Genomic DNA, 16,596 nt, shown 5'->3' with positions numbered 1-16,596 from the left:
TCATGAACCCGGCAGCCCCCTCTCCTTCCTTGCGCCAGCGCCTCGCACGCTGGGTTCCCTGCCTCGCATGGCCGCGCCCTTCGGCCGCGCTGCTGCGCAACGAGGCGATGGCGGGCATCACGGTGGCGCTGATGGTCATTCCACAAGGCGTGGCCTACGCGGCGCTCGCGGGCATGCCGCTGGTCACCGGCGTGTATGCGGCGTTGTTCCCGGCGCTCATTGCGGTGATCTTCAGTTCGTCGCAGCGGCTGTCGGTCGGACCCACGGCGCTCACTAGCCTGCTGGTGGGTGCATCGCTTGCGCCGCTGGCGGTGCCCGGCAGCACCGAATGGGTGGCGATGGCGGTGTGGCTCACGCTGATATCGGGCGCCATCCAGATCGTGCTGGGCGCCGGGCGCTTCGGCTGGTTGCTGCGGCTGGTCAACTCGCCGGTGCTCATCGGCTTCACGCAGGGTGCGGCGGTGCTCATCGCGATTTCGCAGCTGCCGGCACTGCTCGGCTTCACAGGACGCACCATTGCCCAGGTGCTGCGGGGCGGTCCGCTGCCCGACATGGTGGCCATTGCCTTCGGGCTCGGCAGCATTGCAGTGCTGTGGCTCGGCAAGCGGCTGGCGCCGCGTTTCCCGACCACGATGGCGCTGGTGGCAGGCGCCGCAGCCATCAGCTGGGCCGTCAACTATGCGCTGCGTGGCGGGGCCGTGGTGGGCAGCCTGCCCTCGGGCCTGCCTTCCTTCTATTGGCCGGGGATGCTGCCGCCGAGCACGCTCGGTGCGCTGGTGCTGCCGGCCCTGATGATCACGCTGGTGAGCTTTCTCGAGACCGCCTCGAGTGCCAAGATCGACAACGCGCGCGCCGGCACGCTCTGGAACGAGAACCAGGACCTCATCGGCCAGGGCCTGGCCAAGCTGGCCTCGGGTTTCTCGGGCGCTTTCCCGACCAGCTCTTCGTTCTCGCGCTCGGCCATCACGCTCTACGCGGGCGCCCAGACCGGGTGGGCCACGCTGTTCAGCGTGGCTGTGGTGGCCGGCGCATTGCTGTGGCTGATGCCGCTGCTCTATCACGTGCCGCAGGCGGTACTGGCGGCGGTGGTGGTCACGGCCATTCTCGGGCTGGTCAAGCCGGCGAGCTTTGCCGCGCTGTGGCGCGTGTCGCGCATCGAGGCGGGCATTGCGTTCGGTACCTTCGTGTTGACGATTGCCACGGCGCCGAGCATTTACTGGGGTGTGCTCGGCGGCCTGCTCGCGAGCATGGCGCACTACATGTACCGCCATTTGCATCCGCGCATCATCGAGGTGGGCCTGCACCCCGACGGCAGCCTGCGCGACCGCCACCTCTGGAAGCTGCCGCCGCTGGCGCCGCATCTCTACGCGCTGCGCATGGATGCCGAGCTCGACTTCGCATCGGCCTCCACGCTCGAGCGCGCGCTCACGATTGCGCTCGCCGAGCGCCCCGAGCTGACCGATGTGTGCCTCTTTGCCCAGCCGATCAATCGCATCGACATCACGGGCGCCGAAGTGTTCGGCTCCATCCGGCGAATGATGGAAGCCAAGGGCGTTCGCCTGCACCTGAGCGGCCTGAAGCTGCCGGCGATGCAGGTGCTCGAACGTGCCGGGCTGCTCTCGCCGGGGCCGATGCTTTTCAGCTACCGCACCGATGCAGAAGCGCTGGCGGCGCTGGCACAGCCCGCCGACGTTCCGCCGCTTGCGCCGGGTCAGCGCGCTGCGACGAAAGGCTCGACCGAAGCCGACTTGATCTCATAGCCGCTCACACCCATGTCCACCGAAGAGTAGCGCGCCGCCTTCAGCAGCCCGCTGACACGCACCGTGTCCATCGCGTGCAGGCCCTTCACGGTATCGGCTGCGATCACGTGCACGATCTGGTTGGCGGGCGGCGGCGGGGTGTGGATGCAGGCGCCGAAGTACGGCACCAGCAGAAACTCGCGAATGCCGCCCTGCGTGTTGTCCAGCGGAACCACAAAGCCCGAGAGCCGCGCGGCCGTGCCATCGAGCGCCACGTTGACCGGTGCGTTGTCCCAGACGGCGCGCATCTCGTCCAGCATTTGAACCGCGCGCGGATCGTTGTCGCGCAGCGACTCCAGGCTGATGTTGCGGTAGCGCTTGGTCGGATCCCAGTTCTTGGGAACCAGCTCTTCCCACTTGAGCTCCTGCACCGGGCCGATGCCAGCCGAGCCCGTGTCGGCGGCCGGGCCGCAACCCGCCAGGGCAAGTGCGCCCAGCGCAAGCAGGAAGGCCGGCAAGGCGCGGCAAAAGAGGGCGGCTCTCATGGCGCCTATTGTGCTTGCGACCCGTGTCCGCCAGCTTAGCGGGGCCTTAACGATGGAGACAAATTGCCCGTGCCCGGCCAGAATCGCGCCACCACGACTCTGAGGAGATCCGCATGGCAGCGACAGGATGGCTGGGACTCACGTCCCTTGGCATTGTTCACACCGCGATCAGCCTGATCGCCGTGATCGCGGGGCTGATCGCCCTGTTCCGCTACAAGGAAATCACGCTGCGCACCGGTCTGGGCCGGGTCTTCGTGTGGACCACCGTGCTCACCTGCCTGACCGGCTTCGGCATCTTCCAGCACGGTGGCTTCGGCAAGCCGCATGCGCTGGGCATCCTGACGCTCGCGGCGCTGGCCGTGGGGGCGGCCGCCGGCCGCGGCGCCTTCTTCGGCCAGGCCGCGCGCTACATCGAAGCCGTGGCGTTCTCGGCGAGCTTCCTGTTCCACTGGATTCCGGCTTTTACCGAAACCCTGACCCGCCTGCCGCTGGGCGCGCCGCTGTTGCCGAACGCAGACGCACCTGAACTCAAGGCGATCACCGCAGTGCTCGGCGTGCTGTATCTGATCGGCGTGACGCTGCAGATTAAGCGACTGCGCGGCGGCAGGCCGGTCAGTCCCGCACCGGTCCGCGCAGGTTCTTGATCTGCGAGCGCTGGCTCTTGCCCTCGAGCCGGCGCTGCTTCGAACCATAGGTGGGTTTGGTGGCGCGCCGCACGCGCGGTGGCGTGGCCACGGTGTCGATCACCACCTGCAGGCGCGCCAGTGCGTCGGCGCGGTTCATTTCCTGCGTGCGGTGCTGCTGCGCCTTCAGCACGAAGACGCCCTCCTGCGTGATGCGGCTGTCACGCAGCGCGAGCAGCCGCTCCTTCACATCGGCGGGCAGTGAACTGGCACGAATGTCGTAGCGAAGGTGCACCGCGCTCGACACCTTGTTGACGTTCTGCCCGCCCGCCCCCTGCGCCCGGATGGCGCTGATCTCGACCTCGTCGGGGTCGATCAGGATGGGTGGGCGGAGCATGAAGGCAAGTGTGCCTTCAAACGCGCTCGGAGACCGCGGCGTGCCTACTCGCTGCGCGCGGGCCGGGCCCGCACGTCGGTCACGTCGCCGGCGGGACGCAGCGAAAGCGGGCTGCGCACCGATTCGCCGCGCGCACGCGCATTGGCCACATCCGCGGCGTTGGGTTCGGTCGGCTGTGCCGCATTGCGAAATCGATCGAAGCCCGAACGTGGGTTGAAACGCCCGCCCATCGAAGCCATCCAGGGCGTCACGGGCTTGCCCGTGATACGCCCCCAGGCGTAGCGCACACCCCACACGGCGGCGAGCAATGTGATCGCGACCGCCAGGCTGGCCGCGAAAACCAGCCCCAGGAGCAAAAGAATGACGCGAAAAATGAAGTTCATCATCCGACTTTAGGCCGCAACGGCCTCCGATGGTTCCCCAGCCTTGGTGAACGAGAACTGGCCGGGGCTGCGGATCGGGTCGGTATTGACTTCGATCGTGTCCTTCGGCCCGAAGCTGCCGTCGAGCAACAGCCTCGAGAGCGGGTTTTCGATGCGCTGCTGGATGGCGCGCTTCAGCGGCCGTGCGCCGAACACCGGGTCGAAGCCGACCTTCGCAATCTCGGCCAGCGCCGCGGGCGACACCTCGAGCCCCAGGTCCATCTTCGCGAGCCGCGCCTTCAGCACCTTGAGCTGGATCGCGGCAATCGATTCGATGTTCTTCGCGTCGAGCGCGTGGAACACGACCGTCTCGTCGATGCGGTTCAGGAACTCGGGGCGGAAGTAGTTCTTCAGCTCGTCCCACACCGCTTCCTTGATCTCTTCGGAAGGCTGGCCCACCATGGCCTGGATGATCGGCGAACCGATGTTGCTGGTCATCACGATCACCGTGTTCTTGAAGTCCACGGTGCGGCCCTGGCCGTCGGTCAGGCGGCCGTCGTCGAGCACCTGCAGCAGCACGTTGAACACGTCCGGATGCGCCTTCTCGACCTCGTCGAGCAGCACCACGCTGTAGGGCTTGCGGCGTACGGCTTCCGTCAGGTAACCGCCCTCCTCGTAGCCCACGTAGCCCGGCGGCGCGCCGATCAGGCGGGCGACCGAATGCTTCTCCATGAATTCGCTCATGTCGATGCGGATCAGGTGGTCTTCGCTGTCGAACATGAAGCCAGCGAGCGCCTTGCACAACTCGGTCTTGCCCACGCCCGTGGGGCCGAGGAACAGGAACGAGCCGGTCGGGCGGTTCGGATCGGAGAGGCCCGAGCGCGAGCGGCGGATGGCATTGGCAACCGCGCCGATGGCTTCGTCCTGCCCCACGACGCGTTCGTGCAGCTTGTCTTCCATGACAAGCAGCTTGTCGCGTTCGCCCTGCATCAGCTTGGCGACCGGAATGCCGGTGGCGCGCGCCACGACCTCGGCAATTTCTTCCGACCCCACCTGCGTGCGCAGCAGCGTGGGCGCGCTCGACTTGCCCTTGTTCGCTTCGCTTTCCTCGGCCTCGCGCAGGCGCTTTTCCAGCGCCGGCAGTTGGCCATATTGCAGCTCGGCGAGTTTGTTGAAGTCGCCCTTGCGCTTCCACTCCTCGATCTCGAACTTGATCTTGTCGATGTCCTCGCGGATCTTCGCGCTGCCTTGCGCCTGCGCCTTCTCGGCCTGCCAGATCTCGTCGTAGTCGGCAATCTCCTTCTGCAGGCGTGCAATCTCGTCCTCGATCAGGCCGAAGCGCTTCTGCGAGGCTTCGTCCTTTTCGCGGCGCACGGCTTCACGCTCGATCTGCAGCTGGATGAGGCGACGGTCCAAGCGGTCCATCACCTCGGGCTTGGAGTCCATCTCGATCTTGATCTTGGCCGCGGCCTCGTCGATCAGGTCGATCGCCTTGTCGGGCAGGAAGCGGTCGGTGATGTAGCGGTCGCTCAGTTCGGCCGCGGCCACGATGGCCGGGTCGGTGATCTGCACGCCGTGGTGCACTTCGTATTTTTCCTGCAGGCCGCGCAGGATGGCGATGGTGGCTTCGACGCTCGGCTCGCCCACGATGATCTTCTGGAAGCGGCGCTCCAGCGCGGCGTCCTTCTCGATGTACTTGCGGTACTCGTCGAGCGTGGTCGCGCCCACGCAGTGCAGCTCGCCGCGCGCGAGGGCGGGCTTGAGCATGTTGCCCGCGTCCATCGCACCTTCGGCCTTGCCGGCGCCCACCATGGTGTGAAGCTCGTCGATGAAGACGATGGTCTGGCCTTCGTCCTTGGCCAGTTCGTTCAACACGGTCTTCAGTCGCTCTTCGAACTCGCCGCGGAACTTGGCGCCGGCCAGCAGCGCAGCCATGTCGAGCGACAACACCCTTTTGCCCTTGAGCGATTCAGGCACCTCGCCCGCGACGATGCGCTGCGCCAGGCCTTCGACGATGGCGGTCTTGCCCACGCCGGGTTCACCGATGAGCACGGGGTTGTTCTTGGTGCGGCGCTGCAGCACCTGGATGGCGCGGCGAATTTCCTCGTCGCGGCCGATGACCGGGTCGAGCTTGCCCAGGCGGGCGCGCTCCGTCAGGTCGAGGCAGTATTTCTTGAGGGCTTCGCGCTGGCCTTCGGCATCGGCGCTGTTCACGCCCTGCCCGCCGCGCACCGCATCGATGGCGGATTCGAGCGACTTGCGGCTGAGGCCGTTCTCCTTGGCGATCCGGCCGATGTCGGACTTGCTGTCGGCCACGGCCAGCAGGAAGAGTTCGCCCGCAATGAACTGGTCGTTGCGCTTGATGGCCTCTTTCTCGGTGGCTTGCAGCAGCTTGCCGAGCTCGGGACCGACCTGCACGATGTCGTGGCCCTGCACCTGCGGCAGCTTCTTGATGGCCGCCTCGGCCGCGTTTGCAAGGCCCTGCACGTTGACGCCGGCGCGTTCCAGCAAGGCGCGCGGGCCGTCCTCCTGGCGCAGCATGGCGACCAGCAGGTGGGCCGGTTCGATGTAGGCGTTGTCGTTGCCGAGGGCGAGCGTCTGGGCATCGCTCAGCGCTTCTTGGAACTTGGTGGTGAGTTTGTCTTGTCGCATGGTGGTATTCCTGCACTCAAAATAGGACTGTTCGGGCGCGATTCAAGGTGTCCGGCGCTTCGGGCACGGCTATTGCACTGTGCCTCGTCATCTTTCGAATGGAGTCGATCATGGTTTTTTCAATGCAGCAGCGCCCTCATCCGGTTCGCCGGGCGCTCGGCGTCGGGCTCTTTCTAGCCGCCATGGGCCTGACAGGTCTTGCGCAGGCGCAAGGCACGCCCATCCGCCTGCTGGTCGGTTTTCCGGCCGGTGCAGGCACGGATGCCATTGCACGCACGCTGGGAGAAAAACTCAAGGACGTATTGGGCATGCCGGTGGTGGTCGAGAACCGCGCCGGTGCAGGCGGCCAGATCGCGGCGCAGGCACTCAAGGCGGCCCCGGCCGACGGCCATACGCTATTCCTCTCGCATGACCACTCGATCTCGATCCTGCCGCAGGTGGTGAAAAACCCTGGCTTCAACCCCGCCACCGACTTCGTGCCCGTGGCCGGCTTCGCCACTTTCGCCAACGTGCTCGCAGTGTCGGGCGGCACGCCGGCCAAGAGCATCGATGAGTACGTGAAGTGGGTTCGCACCCAGCGCGGCGGCAAGGAGACCATCGGCATTCCGGCGCCGGCGTCGATTCCCGAGTTTTTGGTGAAGATGATCTCGGAAAAATACAAGATCGACGTGCAGCCCGCGCCCTACCGCGGCAGCGCGCCCATGACGGCAGACATGCTGGGCAACCAGATCACCGCGGGCATTGCCTCGGTGCCCGACTTCATCGAGAACCACAAGGCAGGCAAGGTGCGCATCGTGGCCTCGATCGGCGCCAAGCGTCAGGCCGTGCTGCCGAACGTGCCGACCTTTACCGAACTGGGCTTCTCGAACCTGGAAGACCTGCCCTACTACGGCATCTTCGCGCCCGTGGGCACGCCGCAGCCGATCATCGACAAGTACGGCGAAGCGCTGCAGAAGGTGCTGGCCATGCCCGACGTGAAGCAGAAGCTGACGACGATGGGCCTCACCGTGGCGTATGAGCCGCAAGGCCAGTTTGCGGGCCGCGTTCGCAGCTATACGCAGACGTGGGAGCGCATCATCCAGTCGAGCGGCTTCAAGCCCCTCTGACCGTTCTTGCTCCCTCTCCCTCTGGGGGAGGATTGGGGTGAGGGCATGTGCCGCCGATGAGGCGCCGTGCTCAACAACGGCCGCTTGCCCTCACCCTGCCCTCTCCCAGAGGGAGAGGGAAAAGATCAGGCGTTGTTGGCGGTGATGCCCCAGCGCGCCAATGCCGCGTCATCGCTGACCCGCGCATCCACCCATCGTGCGCCTTCAGGCGTCTGCTCTTTTTTCCAGAATGGCGCCTGCGTCTTCAGATAGTCCATCAGGAACTCGCAGGCCTCGAAGCTCTGGCCGCGGTGGGCCGACACCACTGCCACCATCATGATCTGGTCGAGCGGCTGCAGCAGGCCCACGCGGTGGATCACGCGTGCAGCCAGGATGTCGAAGCGCTTGTGCGCCTCATCGATCATGGCCTCGATGGCTTTCTCGGTCATACCGGGGTAGTGCTCGAGTTCCATCGAGGCGATGGTGCTTCCGTCGTTGCGGTCCCTCACGGTACCAACAAAACTGCACACCGCGCCCACGCGTTTGTCGCCGGCACGCAACGCGGCGACCTCCTGTCCCAGGTCGAAATCGGCTGTCTGGATCGAAACGCGTGCATCGCTCATGCCGGGATTGTGGCACCGCGCTAGACTTCGGCAATGCCTTGCCACGCCACGCTCTCCACGGTGCTTTCGCACCTCGAAAGCAGCCGCGCGCGCCAGGGCAGCAAAGCCAAAAAACCAAAGCTCGTCTGACCGGAGCCGCGGTTCCGTCGTCGGATGAGCGACGGAACCTGCAAAGGCCTTGGCCCCGATTTGGGTTGCGCGCGCATCGAACGACGGTTCTTTTCCATCGGTCGATTCCTCAAAGGAAGCTCGCGTGCCGCAATCGTCAAACCCCTCCGCCAATCCTGATTTCTCGGGCCTTTGGATTCCTCTTGTCACGCCGTTTCGCAGCGGTGCCGTCGACCACGCCGCGCTGTCGGCATTGACACGCCGGCTCGCCGATGACGGCGTGGCCGGTTTCGTGGTCTGCGCCTCGACGGGCGAAGCCGCCGCGCTCGATGAAGCGGAACAGCTGGCCGCGCTCGACACTGTGCAAGCCGCCGCGGACGGGCTGCCGATCATCATGGGCCTCTCGGGGTACCACTTGGGCAAGACGACGGCCTGGGTACGGCGGCTCGCCGAACGACCCCTCGCGGGGCTGCAGGTGCCCGCGCCGCATTACATCCGGCCCTCGCAGGCCGGTCTGCTCGAGTGGTTCCGCGCCATCGCCGACGCCAGCGCCGCACCGGTGCTGGTCTATGACATTCCCTACCGCACCGGCGCGACCATTGCGCGCGAAACACTGCTGACCCTTGCCGAGCACCCGCGCATTCGAGGCATCAAGGACTGCGGCGGCGACATGGCCAAGACGCGCGCCGTGATTGCGGACGGCAGGCTGCAGGTGCTGTCCGGCGAAGACCACCAGATCTTCAGCACGGTGGCCGAAGGCGGTGTCGGCGCCATTGCAGCGAGCGGCCATGTGCAGACGCGGCGCTTCGTGCAGGTGCTGCGTCTGCTGGCCGAGAACCGGCTTGCGGAAGCGCGCGCCGAATGGCAGCTGCTGCAGCCGTTGATAGAGATGCTGTTTGCCGAACCGAATCCGGCGCCGCTCAAGGCGCTGCTGGCGCACAACGGATCGATGAGCGACGAATTGCGTTCGCCGATGACCCGTGCGTCGGATGCGTTGCGCGACCGGCTGGTAGAACTGAACGCTCGGCTCAGCCGCCCGTAACCGGCGGAAAGAAGGCGACTTCGGCGCCGTCGCGCAGCGCGGCCGCCTCGTCGCTCATGACCTGGTCGAGCGCCATGCGTACGGCCTTGCCTCGTGCAAGCGCCGCGGCGTACGCCCCGCCGCGGGCAATGAGTTCGTCGCGCAAGGCGGCCAGCGTGCCGGCACCGGTTTCGACGGTTTCGCCGCTGGTGGCGAGCGCCTCGCGCACGGAGGCGAAATAACGGATCTGGACCTTCATGTGCTTCCGTGCTTCAGGCCAGCAGCGAGGCCAAGGGGATGAAATTCACGGTGTCGCCAGCCTTGATGGTCCGGCCCGGCGGGTTGTCGACGACGCCGTCGCCCCAGACCATCGACGTCAGCACGCCCGAGCTCTGATTGGCGAACAGGTCGAGCCCACCGGCTGCGTTGCGGCGCCCGCGCAGGAACTCGCGGCGCTTGTCGGCGCGCGGCCACTCGAAGTCGGCGCGCATCTGCACGGGCTCTGGCGCCACGCGTGCGGCACCCTGCAGCGTCAGCAGGAAAGGACGCACGAGCAGCAGAAAGGTCAGGAAGCTGGAGACGGGGTTGCCGGGCAACCCCGTCACGTGGCAGCGGCCCTGCGCGTCCCCGCCGGCTCTTGCGATCGAACCGTAGGCGAAGGGTTTGCCGGGCTTCATGGAAAGCGACCACAGCTGCAATTCGCCGAGCGCCTGCACGGCAGCCTTGATGTGGTCTTCTTCGCCCACCGACACGCCACCCGTGGTGATGATCAGGTCGCTGTTCTCGGCAGCGCCGCGCAGCGCCTCGATGGTGGCTTCGCGCTTGTCGGGCACGATGCCCAGGTCGTTCACCTCGCAACCCAGCCGATGCAGCAAGGCGCGCATGAAGAAGCGGTTGGAGTTGTAGATGGCGCCCGGCTTCATGGCCTCGGGTGCGACTTCTCCGGGCATCACCAGTTCGTCGCCGGTGGACAGCAGGGCCACGCGTGGCCGTCGCGCCACCTGGAGCCGGTCGAAGCCGATGCTCGCAGCGAGCCCAAGCGCGGCGGGCGTCAGGCGCTCGCCGCCGCGCAGCACCACGTCGCCGGATGCCACGTCTTCTCCGGCCCTGCGAATCCATTGGCCGGCAGCGGGGGCGATCTGGATGCGCACCGCGCCGAGCCCGCCTTCCTGCGGCACGGCCTGCGTGTCTTCCTGCATGACGACCGCATCCGCGCCTTCGGGAATCTGCGCGCCGGTGAAGATGCGCGCCGCCGTCCCGGCCACCAGCGGCGTGCCCACGGTCCCGGCGGGGATGCGCTGCGCAACCTGGAGCAAGGCGCCAGGCGCGGTGCAATCGGCCACGCGCACCGCATAGCCATCCATCGAACTGTTGTCCCGGGGCGGCACGGTGAGCGCGGAGACAAGGTCTTGCGCAAGCACCCGGCCGTCCGCATCGAAGGTGGCAACGCTTTCGGCGGGGAGCTTCGGTTGCGCTTTTTCGAGCAGGCTCGCCAGCGCTTCATCGAGCGCCATCAGCGGCGGGCGCGAGGGAGGAGGAGCGGTGTCAGCCATGATGTTCGGGGTTGTATTCGAAGCGGCTTCCGCTGTCGATCAACCACTGCGCGATGCCCTCGATGTCGTCGAGGTCGAACATGGGCAGGCTCGTTGGCGCGGGCAGGCTCGTGGGCGCATCAGTCGCAATGGCGGTCACGAAGGCGTCTTCCAGGTACTGCGACGGCCGCGGCGGCTTGCCGGCTTCGGGCGCGCGCCAGACTTCGATCTTCAGCAGGTCGCTGTGCTTGAAGCCCTCGACCAGCACCCAGTCGACGCCGTCGTGAAGCTCTGCAATGAGGTCGTGCACCGTGAGCTGCGCGGGCTGCTCGAATTCACGGATCAGCGCCAGCCGCTTGTCCGACGCCACGACCACCTCGAAGGCGCCGGCTTCGCGATGGCGATAGGTGTCCTTGCCGGGATGGTCGATGTCGAACTTGTGGTGCGCATGCTTGACCACCGACACGCGCTGGCCGTGGAGCTTGAGCACCGGAATCAGGCGCTCGACCAGCGTGGTCTTGCCTGAACCCGAGTACCCGGAAAAGCCGATCACCTTCATGTCGAATTCCTGTGGCTGCTATCTAGGCAACAGCCGAATGCAAATGTGCAAATGCGGGGCGGCCATTTCGGCGTGCGGCGACAGTCAATCGCAGTTCTGGGCGATGTAGGCCTTCACGGCTTCGACATCGGCCGGAAGCTTCACCACCCGCTTGGGCAGCGCCTCGATGCCTTCGAACCTGGCCGGCCGCGCGGGCTCGTGGCCGAGAGCCTCCACCAGCGTGGCGGCAAACTTGATGGGCAGCGCGGTTTCGAGCACCACCATCGGCACGCCGGGCGTGAGGTGCTCGCGCGCGGCCTTGAGGCCATCGGCCGTGTGCGGATCGACCAAGGTGGCAAAGCGCTTGTCGGTATCGCGAATGGTGGCCAGCCGGTCGGCGTGCGTGCTGCGGCTGCTCTTGAAGCCGAAGCGTTCTGCCGCCTGCTTGAATGCGGGTTCGCCGCTCAGGTCGAAGCGGGCCTGGCGGCCCAAATCGTCGACGAACAGCGAGCGCAGCTTGCCGGCATCGCGGCCCACCAGGTCGAACACGAAGCGCTCGAAATTGCTGGCCTTGCTGATGTCCATCGAAGGGCTCGACGTTTCATGCGTGTCGGCCGCCGCGCGAACGCGGTAGATGCCGGTGCGAAAGAACTCGTCGAGCACGTCGTTCTCGTTGGTGGCCACCACCAGCGTGTGGATGGGCAGGCCCATCATGCGCGCCACGTGGCCCGCGCACACGTTGCCGAAGTTGCCTGACGGCACGGTAAAGCTCACGGGCTTGTCGTTGCTTGCCGTGGCCTGGAAGTAGCCGGCGAAGTAATAGACGACCTGCGCGAGCAGGCGCGCCCAGTTGATCGAGTTGACCGTGCCGATGCGGTACTTGCGCTTGAAGCCCAGGTCGTTCGACACCGCCTTGACGATGTCCTGGCAGTCGTCGAACACGCCGGTGACGGCGATGTTGTGGATATTCTCGTCCTGCAGGCTGAACATCTGGGCCTGCTGGAACGGGCTCATGCGGCCGTCCGGCGAGGTCATGAAGACGCGCACGCCCTTCTTGCCGCGCATGGCGTACTCGGCCGCGCTGCCGGTGTCGCCGCTGGTGGCACCGAGGATGTTGAGCTCGGCGCCGCGGCGGGCCAGTTCGTACTCGAACAGGTTGCCCAGGAGCTGCATCGCCATATCCTTGAAGGCCAGCGTCGGGCCGTTGGACAGAGCCTCGAGGTACACGCCGTCTTCGAGCTCGCGCAGCGGCACGATTTCTTCGCTGCCGAACACCTCGGGCGTGTAGGTCTTGGCGCAGATGGCTTTCAGGTCGGCCGGCGGAATGTCGTCGATGTAGAGCGAGAGAATCTCGAACGCCAGCTCCGCATACGGCAGCTCGCGCCATTTCGCGAGCGTGGCGGTATCGACTTGCGGATAGTGCTCGGGCAGGTAAAGCCCGCCGTCCGGCGCGAGGCCTTCAAGCAGGATTTCGCAGAAACGCTTGCGGTCCGGGTGCCCGCGGGTGCTCAGGTAGTTCACGGTATGTCTCTTGCGCCGCCCTCAGGACAGCTCTTCCTTGCGGATACGCACGATCGGCTGCAACACCGTGGGCAGGGCCTGCAGTTCGGCGAGCACGTCGTTCACGGTGCCTTCGCGCGCGTCGTGCGTGAGGATGATCAGGTCGGTCTGCGTGGAACCTTCTCCGCCCACTTCGTCGGCTTCGCGCTGCAGTACCGCGTCGATGCTGATGCCCGCGGTGGCGAGCAGGCCCGTTACCTTGGCGAGCACGCCGGCCTGGTCGGCCACGCGCAGGCGCAGGTAGTAGCTGGTGACCACCTCGGTCATCGGCAGCACCTTCAGGTCGCTCATCGCATCGGGGTGGAAGGCCAGGTGCGGCACGCGGTGCGCGGCGTCGGCCGTGTGCAGGCGCGTGATGTCGACGAGGTCGGCAATCACCGCGCTGGCGGTCGGCTCGCTGCCCGCGCCCTTGCCGTAGTACAGCGTGGTGCCCACGGCATCGCCATGCACCACCACGGCGTTCATGGCGCCCTCGACGTTCGCAAGCAGCCGCTTCGACGGCACGAGCGACGGATGCACGCGCAACTCGATGCCCTGCGCGGTGCGCTTGGTGATGCCAAGCAGCTTGATGCGGTAGCCGAGCTGTTCCGCGTACTTGATGTCTTGCGCGGCCAGCTTGGTGATGCCTTCGATATGCGCCTTGTCGAACTGCACCGGAATGCCGAACGCGATGGCGCTCATCAGCGTGACCTTGTGGCCGGCGTCGACGCCTTCGATGTCGAAGGTGGGGTCGGCTTCGGCGTAGCCCAGGCGCTGCGCCTCCTTGAGCACGGTGGCGAAATCCAGCCCCTTGTCGCGCATCTCCGAAAGGATGAAATTGGTGGTGCCGTTGATGATGCCGGCCAGCCACTGGATGCTGTTGGCCGTGAGGCCTTCGCGCAGCGCCTTGATGATCGGGATGCCGCCGGCCACCGCGGCCTCGAAGGCCACCATCACGCCCTTGGCGTGCGCGGCCGCGAAGATTTCGGTGCCGTGCACCGCAAGCAGCGCCTTGTTGGCCGTGACCACGTGCTTGCCGGCCGCAATGGCCTCGAGCACGAGTTGCTTCGCAATGCCGTAGCCGCCGATCAGCTCGATGACGATGTCGATGTCCGGGTTGGCAATGACGTCGCGCGCATCGGCGACGACCTGCACGCCCTCGCCCGCCACTTCGCGCGCACGCGCCTGGTCGAGGTCGGCCACCATCGTGATCTCGATGCCCCGGCCCGCACGTCGCTTGATTTCTTCCTGATTGCGCAGCAGCACCTTGAAGGTGCCGCTACCGACCGTGCCTGCACCGAGCAGGCCTACTTGAATGGGTTTCATTGGAGATTCGCGTTGAGGGTTCGTATCAGTCGGTCTTGCTGCGCAGGCGGTACAGCTCCAGGAATTTGGCAATGCGATGGATCGCTTCGCGCAGGTCGTCCTCATGAGGCAGGAACACGATGCGGAAGTGGTCCGGCGTCGCCCAGTTGAAGCCCGTGCCCTGCACCAGCATGACCTTGGTTTCTCTCAGCAGTTCGAGAAAGAACTGCCGGTCGTCCTCGATGGGATAGATCTTCGGATCGAGCTTGGGGAACATGTAGAGCGCAGCGCTGGGCTTGACGCAGCTCACGCCTGGAATGGCGGTGATCAGTTCATAGGCCAGGTCACGCTGGCGCCGCAGCCGGCCGCCGTCGCCCACCAGGTCGTTGATGCTCTGGTAGCCGCCGAGAGCGGTCTGGATGGCCCATTGCCCGGGCACGTTGGCGCACAGGCGCATGTTCGAGAGCATGTTCAGGCCCTCGATGTAGTCCTGCGCGCGCTTCTTGTCACCAGACACCACGAGCCAGCCCGCGCGATAGCCGCACGAACGGTAGCTCTTGGAAAGCGAATTGAAGGTGAGCGTGAGCACATCGGTCGAAAGGCTCGCGATGGCGGTGTGCTTGACGTGGTCGTACAGCACCTTGTCATAGACCTCGTCCGCGAAGATCACCAGGTCGTGTTCGCGCGCAATGGCCACGATGCTCTTGAGCAGCTCGTCGGAATAGAGCGCGCCGGTCGGGTTGTTCGGGTTGATCACCACGATGCCCTTGGTGCGTGGCGTGATCTTGGCGCGGATGTCGTCCAGGTCGGGCATCCACCCGTTGGCCTCGTCGCAGAGGTAATGCACCGGCGTGCCGCCCGACAGGCTCGATGCGGCCGTCCAAAGGGGGTAATCGGGCGCCGGCAGCAGCATCTCGTCGCCGTCGTTCAGCAGCGCATTGGTCGCCATGGCGATCAGCTCGCTGGCGCCGTTGCCCAGGTAGATGTCGTCGAGCGTGACGCCCGCAATGCCCTGCTTCTGCGTTTCGTGCATCACGGCCTTGCGGGCCGCGAAGATGCCCTTGCTGTCCGAATAACCCGCCGAGGCCGGCAGATTGCGGATCATGTCCTGCTGCACTTCCTCGGGCGCATCGAACCCGAACACGGCCAGGTTGCCGATGTTGAGCTTGATGATCTTCTGGCCCTCTTCCTCCATCTGCTTCGCGGCGTCCATGATGGGGCCGCGGATGTCGTAGAGCACATTGGCCAGCTTGGCCGATTTCTTGAACTGCTTCAAAGGGCCCTCCCGGGCGCGGGTTACTCGATGTCGAAAGGCCCTTGGAGGCCTCGTGTCACTGGGGAAAACCTATAATTTGACCACAGTTCCCAGTGCCCCGATGAAGCTCCAGCCCGACAAATCCGACGCCCAGTCCCTTACCGCACACGGCCCCGGGTGGGTCGCGATCAACAACGAGAAGGTCGAGGGCAGCGTGGTGGTCGGCTCCCGCGGCGAGCGCTTCGAATGGAATTGCAGCCGCTTCGACCAGCTTGGGCCCGAACATTTCGCCCAATTGGCGTCGCTTGGCGCGGAATTGGTCATTTTCGGAAGCGGATCCCGCATCCGGTTTCCGCAGGCCGCGTGGCTCCAGCCGCTGATGGCGAAGCGCACCGGCGTGGAGACCATGGACACCCCCGCTGCCTGCCGCACCTACAACATCCTGGCCGGCGAAGGCCGCCATGTAATCGCCGCCCTGCTGGTCGAACCGCCCCAGGATGGCTGAGGGGGAGCTTTTCGGGGTAAAATACCGGGTTGCGAACAGGCCAGCTGCCCTCAGTTAGCAACGACCAATCCTCCATCCGTCGAGTGTGCCCCAAAGCGCTCGACCAAATGGAAACCAACGGAGAAAACAAGTTTCATGGCGATCGTTGTCAACAAACCCATTCCTGAATTCGACGCCAACGCCACGGGCGGCTTGAAAGTCTCGAATACCTCGCATCTCGGCCACGTGCTGGTCATGTATTTTTACCCGAAAGATAACACTCCGGGTTGCACGACCGAAGCCATGCAGTTTCGCGACCGCTACAAAGACTTCGAAAAAGCCGGTGCCACCGTGTTCGGCGTGTCCCGCGACAACATGAAGTCGCACGACGAGTTCAAGGCCAAGCTCGAACTCCCGTTCGAACTCATCGCGGACACCGAAGAAAAAATGTGCCACATGTTCGGCGTGGTCAAGAACAAGATCATGTACGGCAAGAAGGTCAAGGGCATCGAGCGCAGCACCTTCCTGATCGGCGCCGACGGCATCCTCAAGGCCGAATGGCGCGGACTCAAGGTCCCCGGCCATGTCGACGACGTGCTCAAGGCCGTCAAGGCGCTCAAGAAGGCAGCCTGACGGTTACAAGAAGCGCGTTCTGTGCGCTTTTGCATCATCGCGTGGGGAATGCCCAACGAACAATGCAAAGAGCACGAGACGTGTCACCGCCGGTGTGCATAATGGCCTCATGCCGTTGAGCTCCACGACCGCATCCCCCGAACAAAGCCGCCTTG

The 16,596-nt window shown here is 65.5% G+C and carries 17 protein-coding genes; 6 read left to right on the top strand and 11 right to left on the bottom strand.

The window, feature by feature from the left end:
* Positions 1–2: 2 nt before the first annotated feature.
* The gene (locus ABIC94_RS10335) at positions 3–1,760 is read left to right on the top strand and encodes a SulP family inorganic anion transporter (RefSeq protein WP_354372921.1); all 1,758 of its coding nucleotides are present in this window, start codon (positions 3–5) and stop codon (positions 1,758–1,760) included.
* Here ABIC94_RS10335 and ABIC94_RS10330 read toward each other — a convergent pair.
* Positions 1,712–2,284, bottom strand: a complete 573-nt coding sequence (locus ABIC94_RS10330; RefSeq protein WP_354372920.1) for a DUF3299 domain-containing protein — start codon at positions 2,282–2,284, stop codon at positions 1,712–1,714. The two genes, ABIC94_RS10335 and ABIC94_RS10330, sit on opposite strands and share 49 nt — an antisense overlap.
* A 113-nt stretch (positions 2,285–2,397) precedes the next feature.
* Here ABIC94_RS10330 and ABIC94_RS10325 point away from each other — a divergent pair, with 113 nt between their 5' ends.
* The gene (locus ABIC94_RS10325; protein WP_354372919.1) at positions 2,398–2,928 is read left to right on the top strand and encodes a hypothetical protein; all 531 of its coding nucleotides are present in this window, start codon (positions 2,398–2,400) and stop codon (positions 2,926–2,928) included.
* Here the strand turns inward: ABIC94_RS10325 and arfB are convergent.
* Genes arfB through clpB form a run of 3 tightly spaced genes read right to left on the bottom strand, consistent with a single transcriptional unit; the run spans position 2,897 to position 6,318 of the window.
* Positions 2,897–3,304 carry an alternative ribosome rescue aminoacyl-tRNA hydrolase ArfB gene (gene arfB / locus ABIC94_RS10320; protein WP_354372918.1) on the bottom strand — a complete coding sequence of 136 codons (408 nt, stop codon included), beginning with the start codon at positions 3,302–3,304 and terminating at the stop codon, positions 2,897–2,899. The two genes, ABIC94_RS10325 and arfB, sit on opposite strands and share 32 nt — an antisense overlap.
* A 44-nt stretch (positions 3,305–3,348) precedes the next feature.
* The gene (locus ABIC94_RS10315) at positions 3,349–3,687 is read right to left on the bottom strand and encodes a hypothetical protein (protein WP_354372917.1); all 339 of its coding nucleotides are present in this window, start codon (positions 3,685–3,687) and stop codon (positions 3,349–3,351) included.
* 9 nt (positions 3,688–3,696) lie between these two features.
* Complete coding sequence (gene clpB, locus ABIC94_RS10310) at positions 3,697–6,318, bottom strand: ATP-dependent chaperone ClpB (RefSeq protein WP_354372916.1); 2,622 nt, start codon at positions 6,316–6,318, stop codon at positions 3,697–3,699.
* A 110-nt stretch (positions 6,319–6,428) separates the two neighbouring features.
* Here clpB and ABIC94_RS10305 point away from each other — a divergent pair, with 110 nt between their 5' ends.
* Entirely contained in the window at positions 6,429–7,424 is a 996-nt protein-coding gene (locus tag ABIC94_RS10305) for a Bug family tripartite tricarboxylate transporter substrate binding protein (RefSeq protein ID WP_354372915.1), read from the top strand.
* A gap of 125 nt (positions 7,425–7,549) precedes the next feature.
* On the opposite strand, the gene ABIC94_RS10300 is transcribed toward ABIC94_RS10305, so the two are convergent.
* Complete coding sequence (locus ABIC94_RS10300) at positions 7,550–8,026, bottom strand: molybdenum cofactor biosynthesis protein MoaE (protein WP_354372914.1); 477 nt, start codon at positions 8,024–8,026, stop codon at positions 7,550–7,552.
* A gap of 253 nt (positions 8,027–8,279) precedes the next feature.
* Between ABIC94_RS10300 and ABIC94_RS10295 the strand changes: the two genes are divergently transcribed.
* Positions 8,280–9,176 carry a 4-hydroxy-tetrahydrodipicolinate synthase family protein gene (locus ABIC94_RS10295; RefSeq protein WP_354372913.1) on the top strand — a complete coding sequence of 299 codons (897 nt, stop codon included), beginning with the start codon at positions 8,280–8,282 and terminating at the stop codon, positions 9,174–9,176.
* On the opposite strand, the gene ABIC94_RS10290 is transcribed toward ABIC94_RS10295, so the two are convergent.
* From ABIC94_RS10290 to ABIC94_RS10265, 6 genes are all read right to left on the bottom strand, one after another.
* Positions 9,163–9,414, bottom strand: coding sequence for a MoaD/ThiS family protein (locus tag ABIC94_RS10290; protein ID WP_354372912.1), 252 nt, complete (start codon positions 9,412–9,414; stop codon positions 9,163–9,165). The genes ABIC94_RS10295 and ABIC94_RS10290 overlap by 14 nt on opposite strands.
* 13 nt (positions 9,415–9,427) lie before the next feature.
* Positions 9,428–10,708, bottom strand: a complete 1,281-nt coding sequence (locus ABIC94_RS10285) for a molybdopterin molybdotransferase MoeA (RefSeq protein WP_354372911.1) — start codon at positions 10,706–10,708, stop codon at positions 9,428–9,430.
* Positions 10,701–11,246 (bottom strand): molybdopterin-guanine dinucleotide biosynthesis protein B, encoded by a 546-nt coding sequence (gene mobB, locus ABIC94_RS10280; RefSeq protein WP_354372910.1) that lies wholly within the window; start codon positions 11,244–11,246, stop codon positions 10,701–10,703. Before mobB ends, ABIC94_RS10285 begins: the two co-directional genes overlap by 8 nt.
* Before the next feature lie 84 nt (positions 11,247–11,330).
* Complete coding sequence (gene thrC, locus ABIC94_RS10275; RefSeq protein WP_354372909.1) at positions 11,331–12,746, bottom strand: threonine synthase; 1,416 nt, start codon at positions 12,744–12,746, stop codon at positions 11,331–11,333.
* Positions 12,747–12,767: 21 nt separating this feature from the next.
* Positions 12,768–14,090 carry a homoserine dehydrogenase gene (locus ABIC94_RS10270; RefSeq protein WP_354372908.1) on the bottom strand — a complete coding sequence of 441 codons (1,323 nt, stop codon included), beginning with the start codon at positions 14,088–14,090 and terminating at the stop codon, positions 12,768–12,770.
* 25 nt (positions 14,091–14,115) lie between these two features.
* Positions 14,116–15,345 carry a pyridoxal phosphate-dependent aminotransferase gene (locus tag ABIC94_RS10265; RefSeq protein WP_337314546.1) on the bottom strand — a complete coding sequence of 410 codons (1,230 nt, stop codon included), beginning with the start codon at positions 15,343–15,345 and terminating at the stop codon, positions 14,116–14,118.
* Positions 15,346–15,445: 100 nt separating this feature from the next.
* Between ABIC94_RS10265 and ABIC94_RS10260 the strand changes: the two genes are divergently transcribed.
* Together ABIC94_RS10260 and ABIC94_RS10255 are read left to right on the top strand one after the other, a co-directional pair.
* A complete protein-coding gene (locus ABIC94_RS10260; RefSeq protein WP_354372907.1) occupies positions 15,446–15,829 on the top strand; it encodes an Mth938-like domain-containing protein in 384 nt (127 codons plus the stop codon).
* A 135-nt stretch (positions 15,830–15,964) separates the two neighbouring features.
* On the top strand, positions 15,965–16,441 hold the full coding sequence (locus ABIC94_RS10255; protein WP_007830801.1) for a peroxiredoxin: 477 nt from the start codon (positions 15,965–15,967) through the stop codon (positions 16,439–16,441).
* Positions 16,442–16,596: the final 155 nt, after the last annotated feature.

It is taken from the genome of Variovorax paradoxus (assembly GCF_040544635.1).
Classification (GTDB): domain Bacteria; phylum Pseudomonadota; class Gammaproteobacteria; order Burkholderiales; family Burkholderiaceae_C; genus Variovorax; species Variovorax paradoxus_R.
This window is presented reverse-complemented; position numbering and strand designations above follow the sequence as displayed.

Coding starts and splice junctions, on each gene's coding strand:
- ABIC94_RS10335 (WP_354372921.1), top strand. CDS start 3: ATGAACCCGGCAGCCCCCTCTCCTTCCTTGCGCCAGCGCCTCGCACGC.
- ABIC94_RS10330 (WP_354372920.1), bottom strand. CDS start 2,284: ATGAGAGCCGCCCTCTTTTGCCGCGCCTTGCCGGCCTTCCTGCTTGCG.
- ABIC94_RS10325 (WP_354372919.1), top strand. CDS start 2,398: ATGGCAGCGACAGGATGGCTGGGACTCACGTCCCTTGGCATTGTTCAC.
- arfB (WP_354372918.1), bottom strand. CDS start 3,304: ATGCTCCGCCCACCCATCCTGATCGACCCCGACGAGGTCGAGATCAGC.
- ABIC94_RS10315 (WP_354372917.1), bottom strand. CDS start 3,687: ATGAACTTCATTTTTCGCGTCATTCTTTTGCTCCTGGGGCTGGTTTTC.
- clpB (WP_354372916.1), bottom strand. CDS start 6,318: ATGCGACAAGACAAACTCACCACCAAGTTCCAAGAAGCGCTGAGCGAT.
- ABIC94_RS10305 (WP_354372915.1), top strand. CDS start 6,429: ATGGTTTTTTCAATGCAGCAGCGCCCTCATCCGGTTCGCCGGGCGCTC.
- ABIC94_RS10300 (WP_354372914.1), bottom strand. CDS start 8,026: ATGAGCGATGCACGCGTTTCGATCCAGACAGCCGATTTCGACCTGGGA.
- ABIC94_RS10290 (WP_354372912.1), bottom strand. CDS start 9,414: ATGAAGGTCCAGATCCGTTATTTCGCCTCCGTGCGCGAGGCGCTCGCC.
- ABIC94_RS10285 (WP_354372911.1), bottom strand. CDS start 10,708: ATGGCTGACACCGCTCCTCCTCCCTCGCGCCCGCCGCTGATGGCGCTC.
- mobB (WP_354372910.1), bottom strand. CDS start 11,246: ATGAAGGTGATCGGCTTTTCCGGGTACTCGGGTTCAGGCAAGACCACG.
- ABIC94_RS10270 (WP_354372908.1), bottom strand. CDS start 14,090: ATGAAACCCATTCAAGTAGGCCTGCTCGGTGCAGGCACGGTCGGTAGC.
- ABIC94_RS10260 (WP_354372907.1), top strand. CDS start 15,446: ATGAAGCTCCAGCCCGACAAATCCGACGCCCAGTCCCTTACCGCACAC.
- ABIC94_RS10255 (WP_007830801.1), top strand. CDS start 15,965: ATGGCGATCGTTGTCAACAAACCCATTCCTGAATTCGACGCCAACGCC.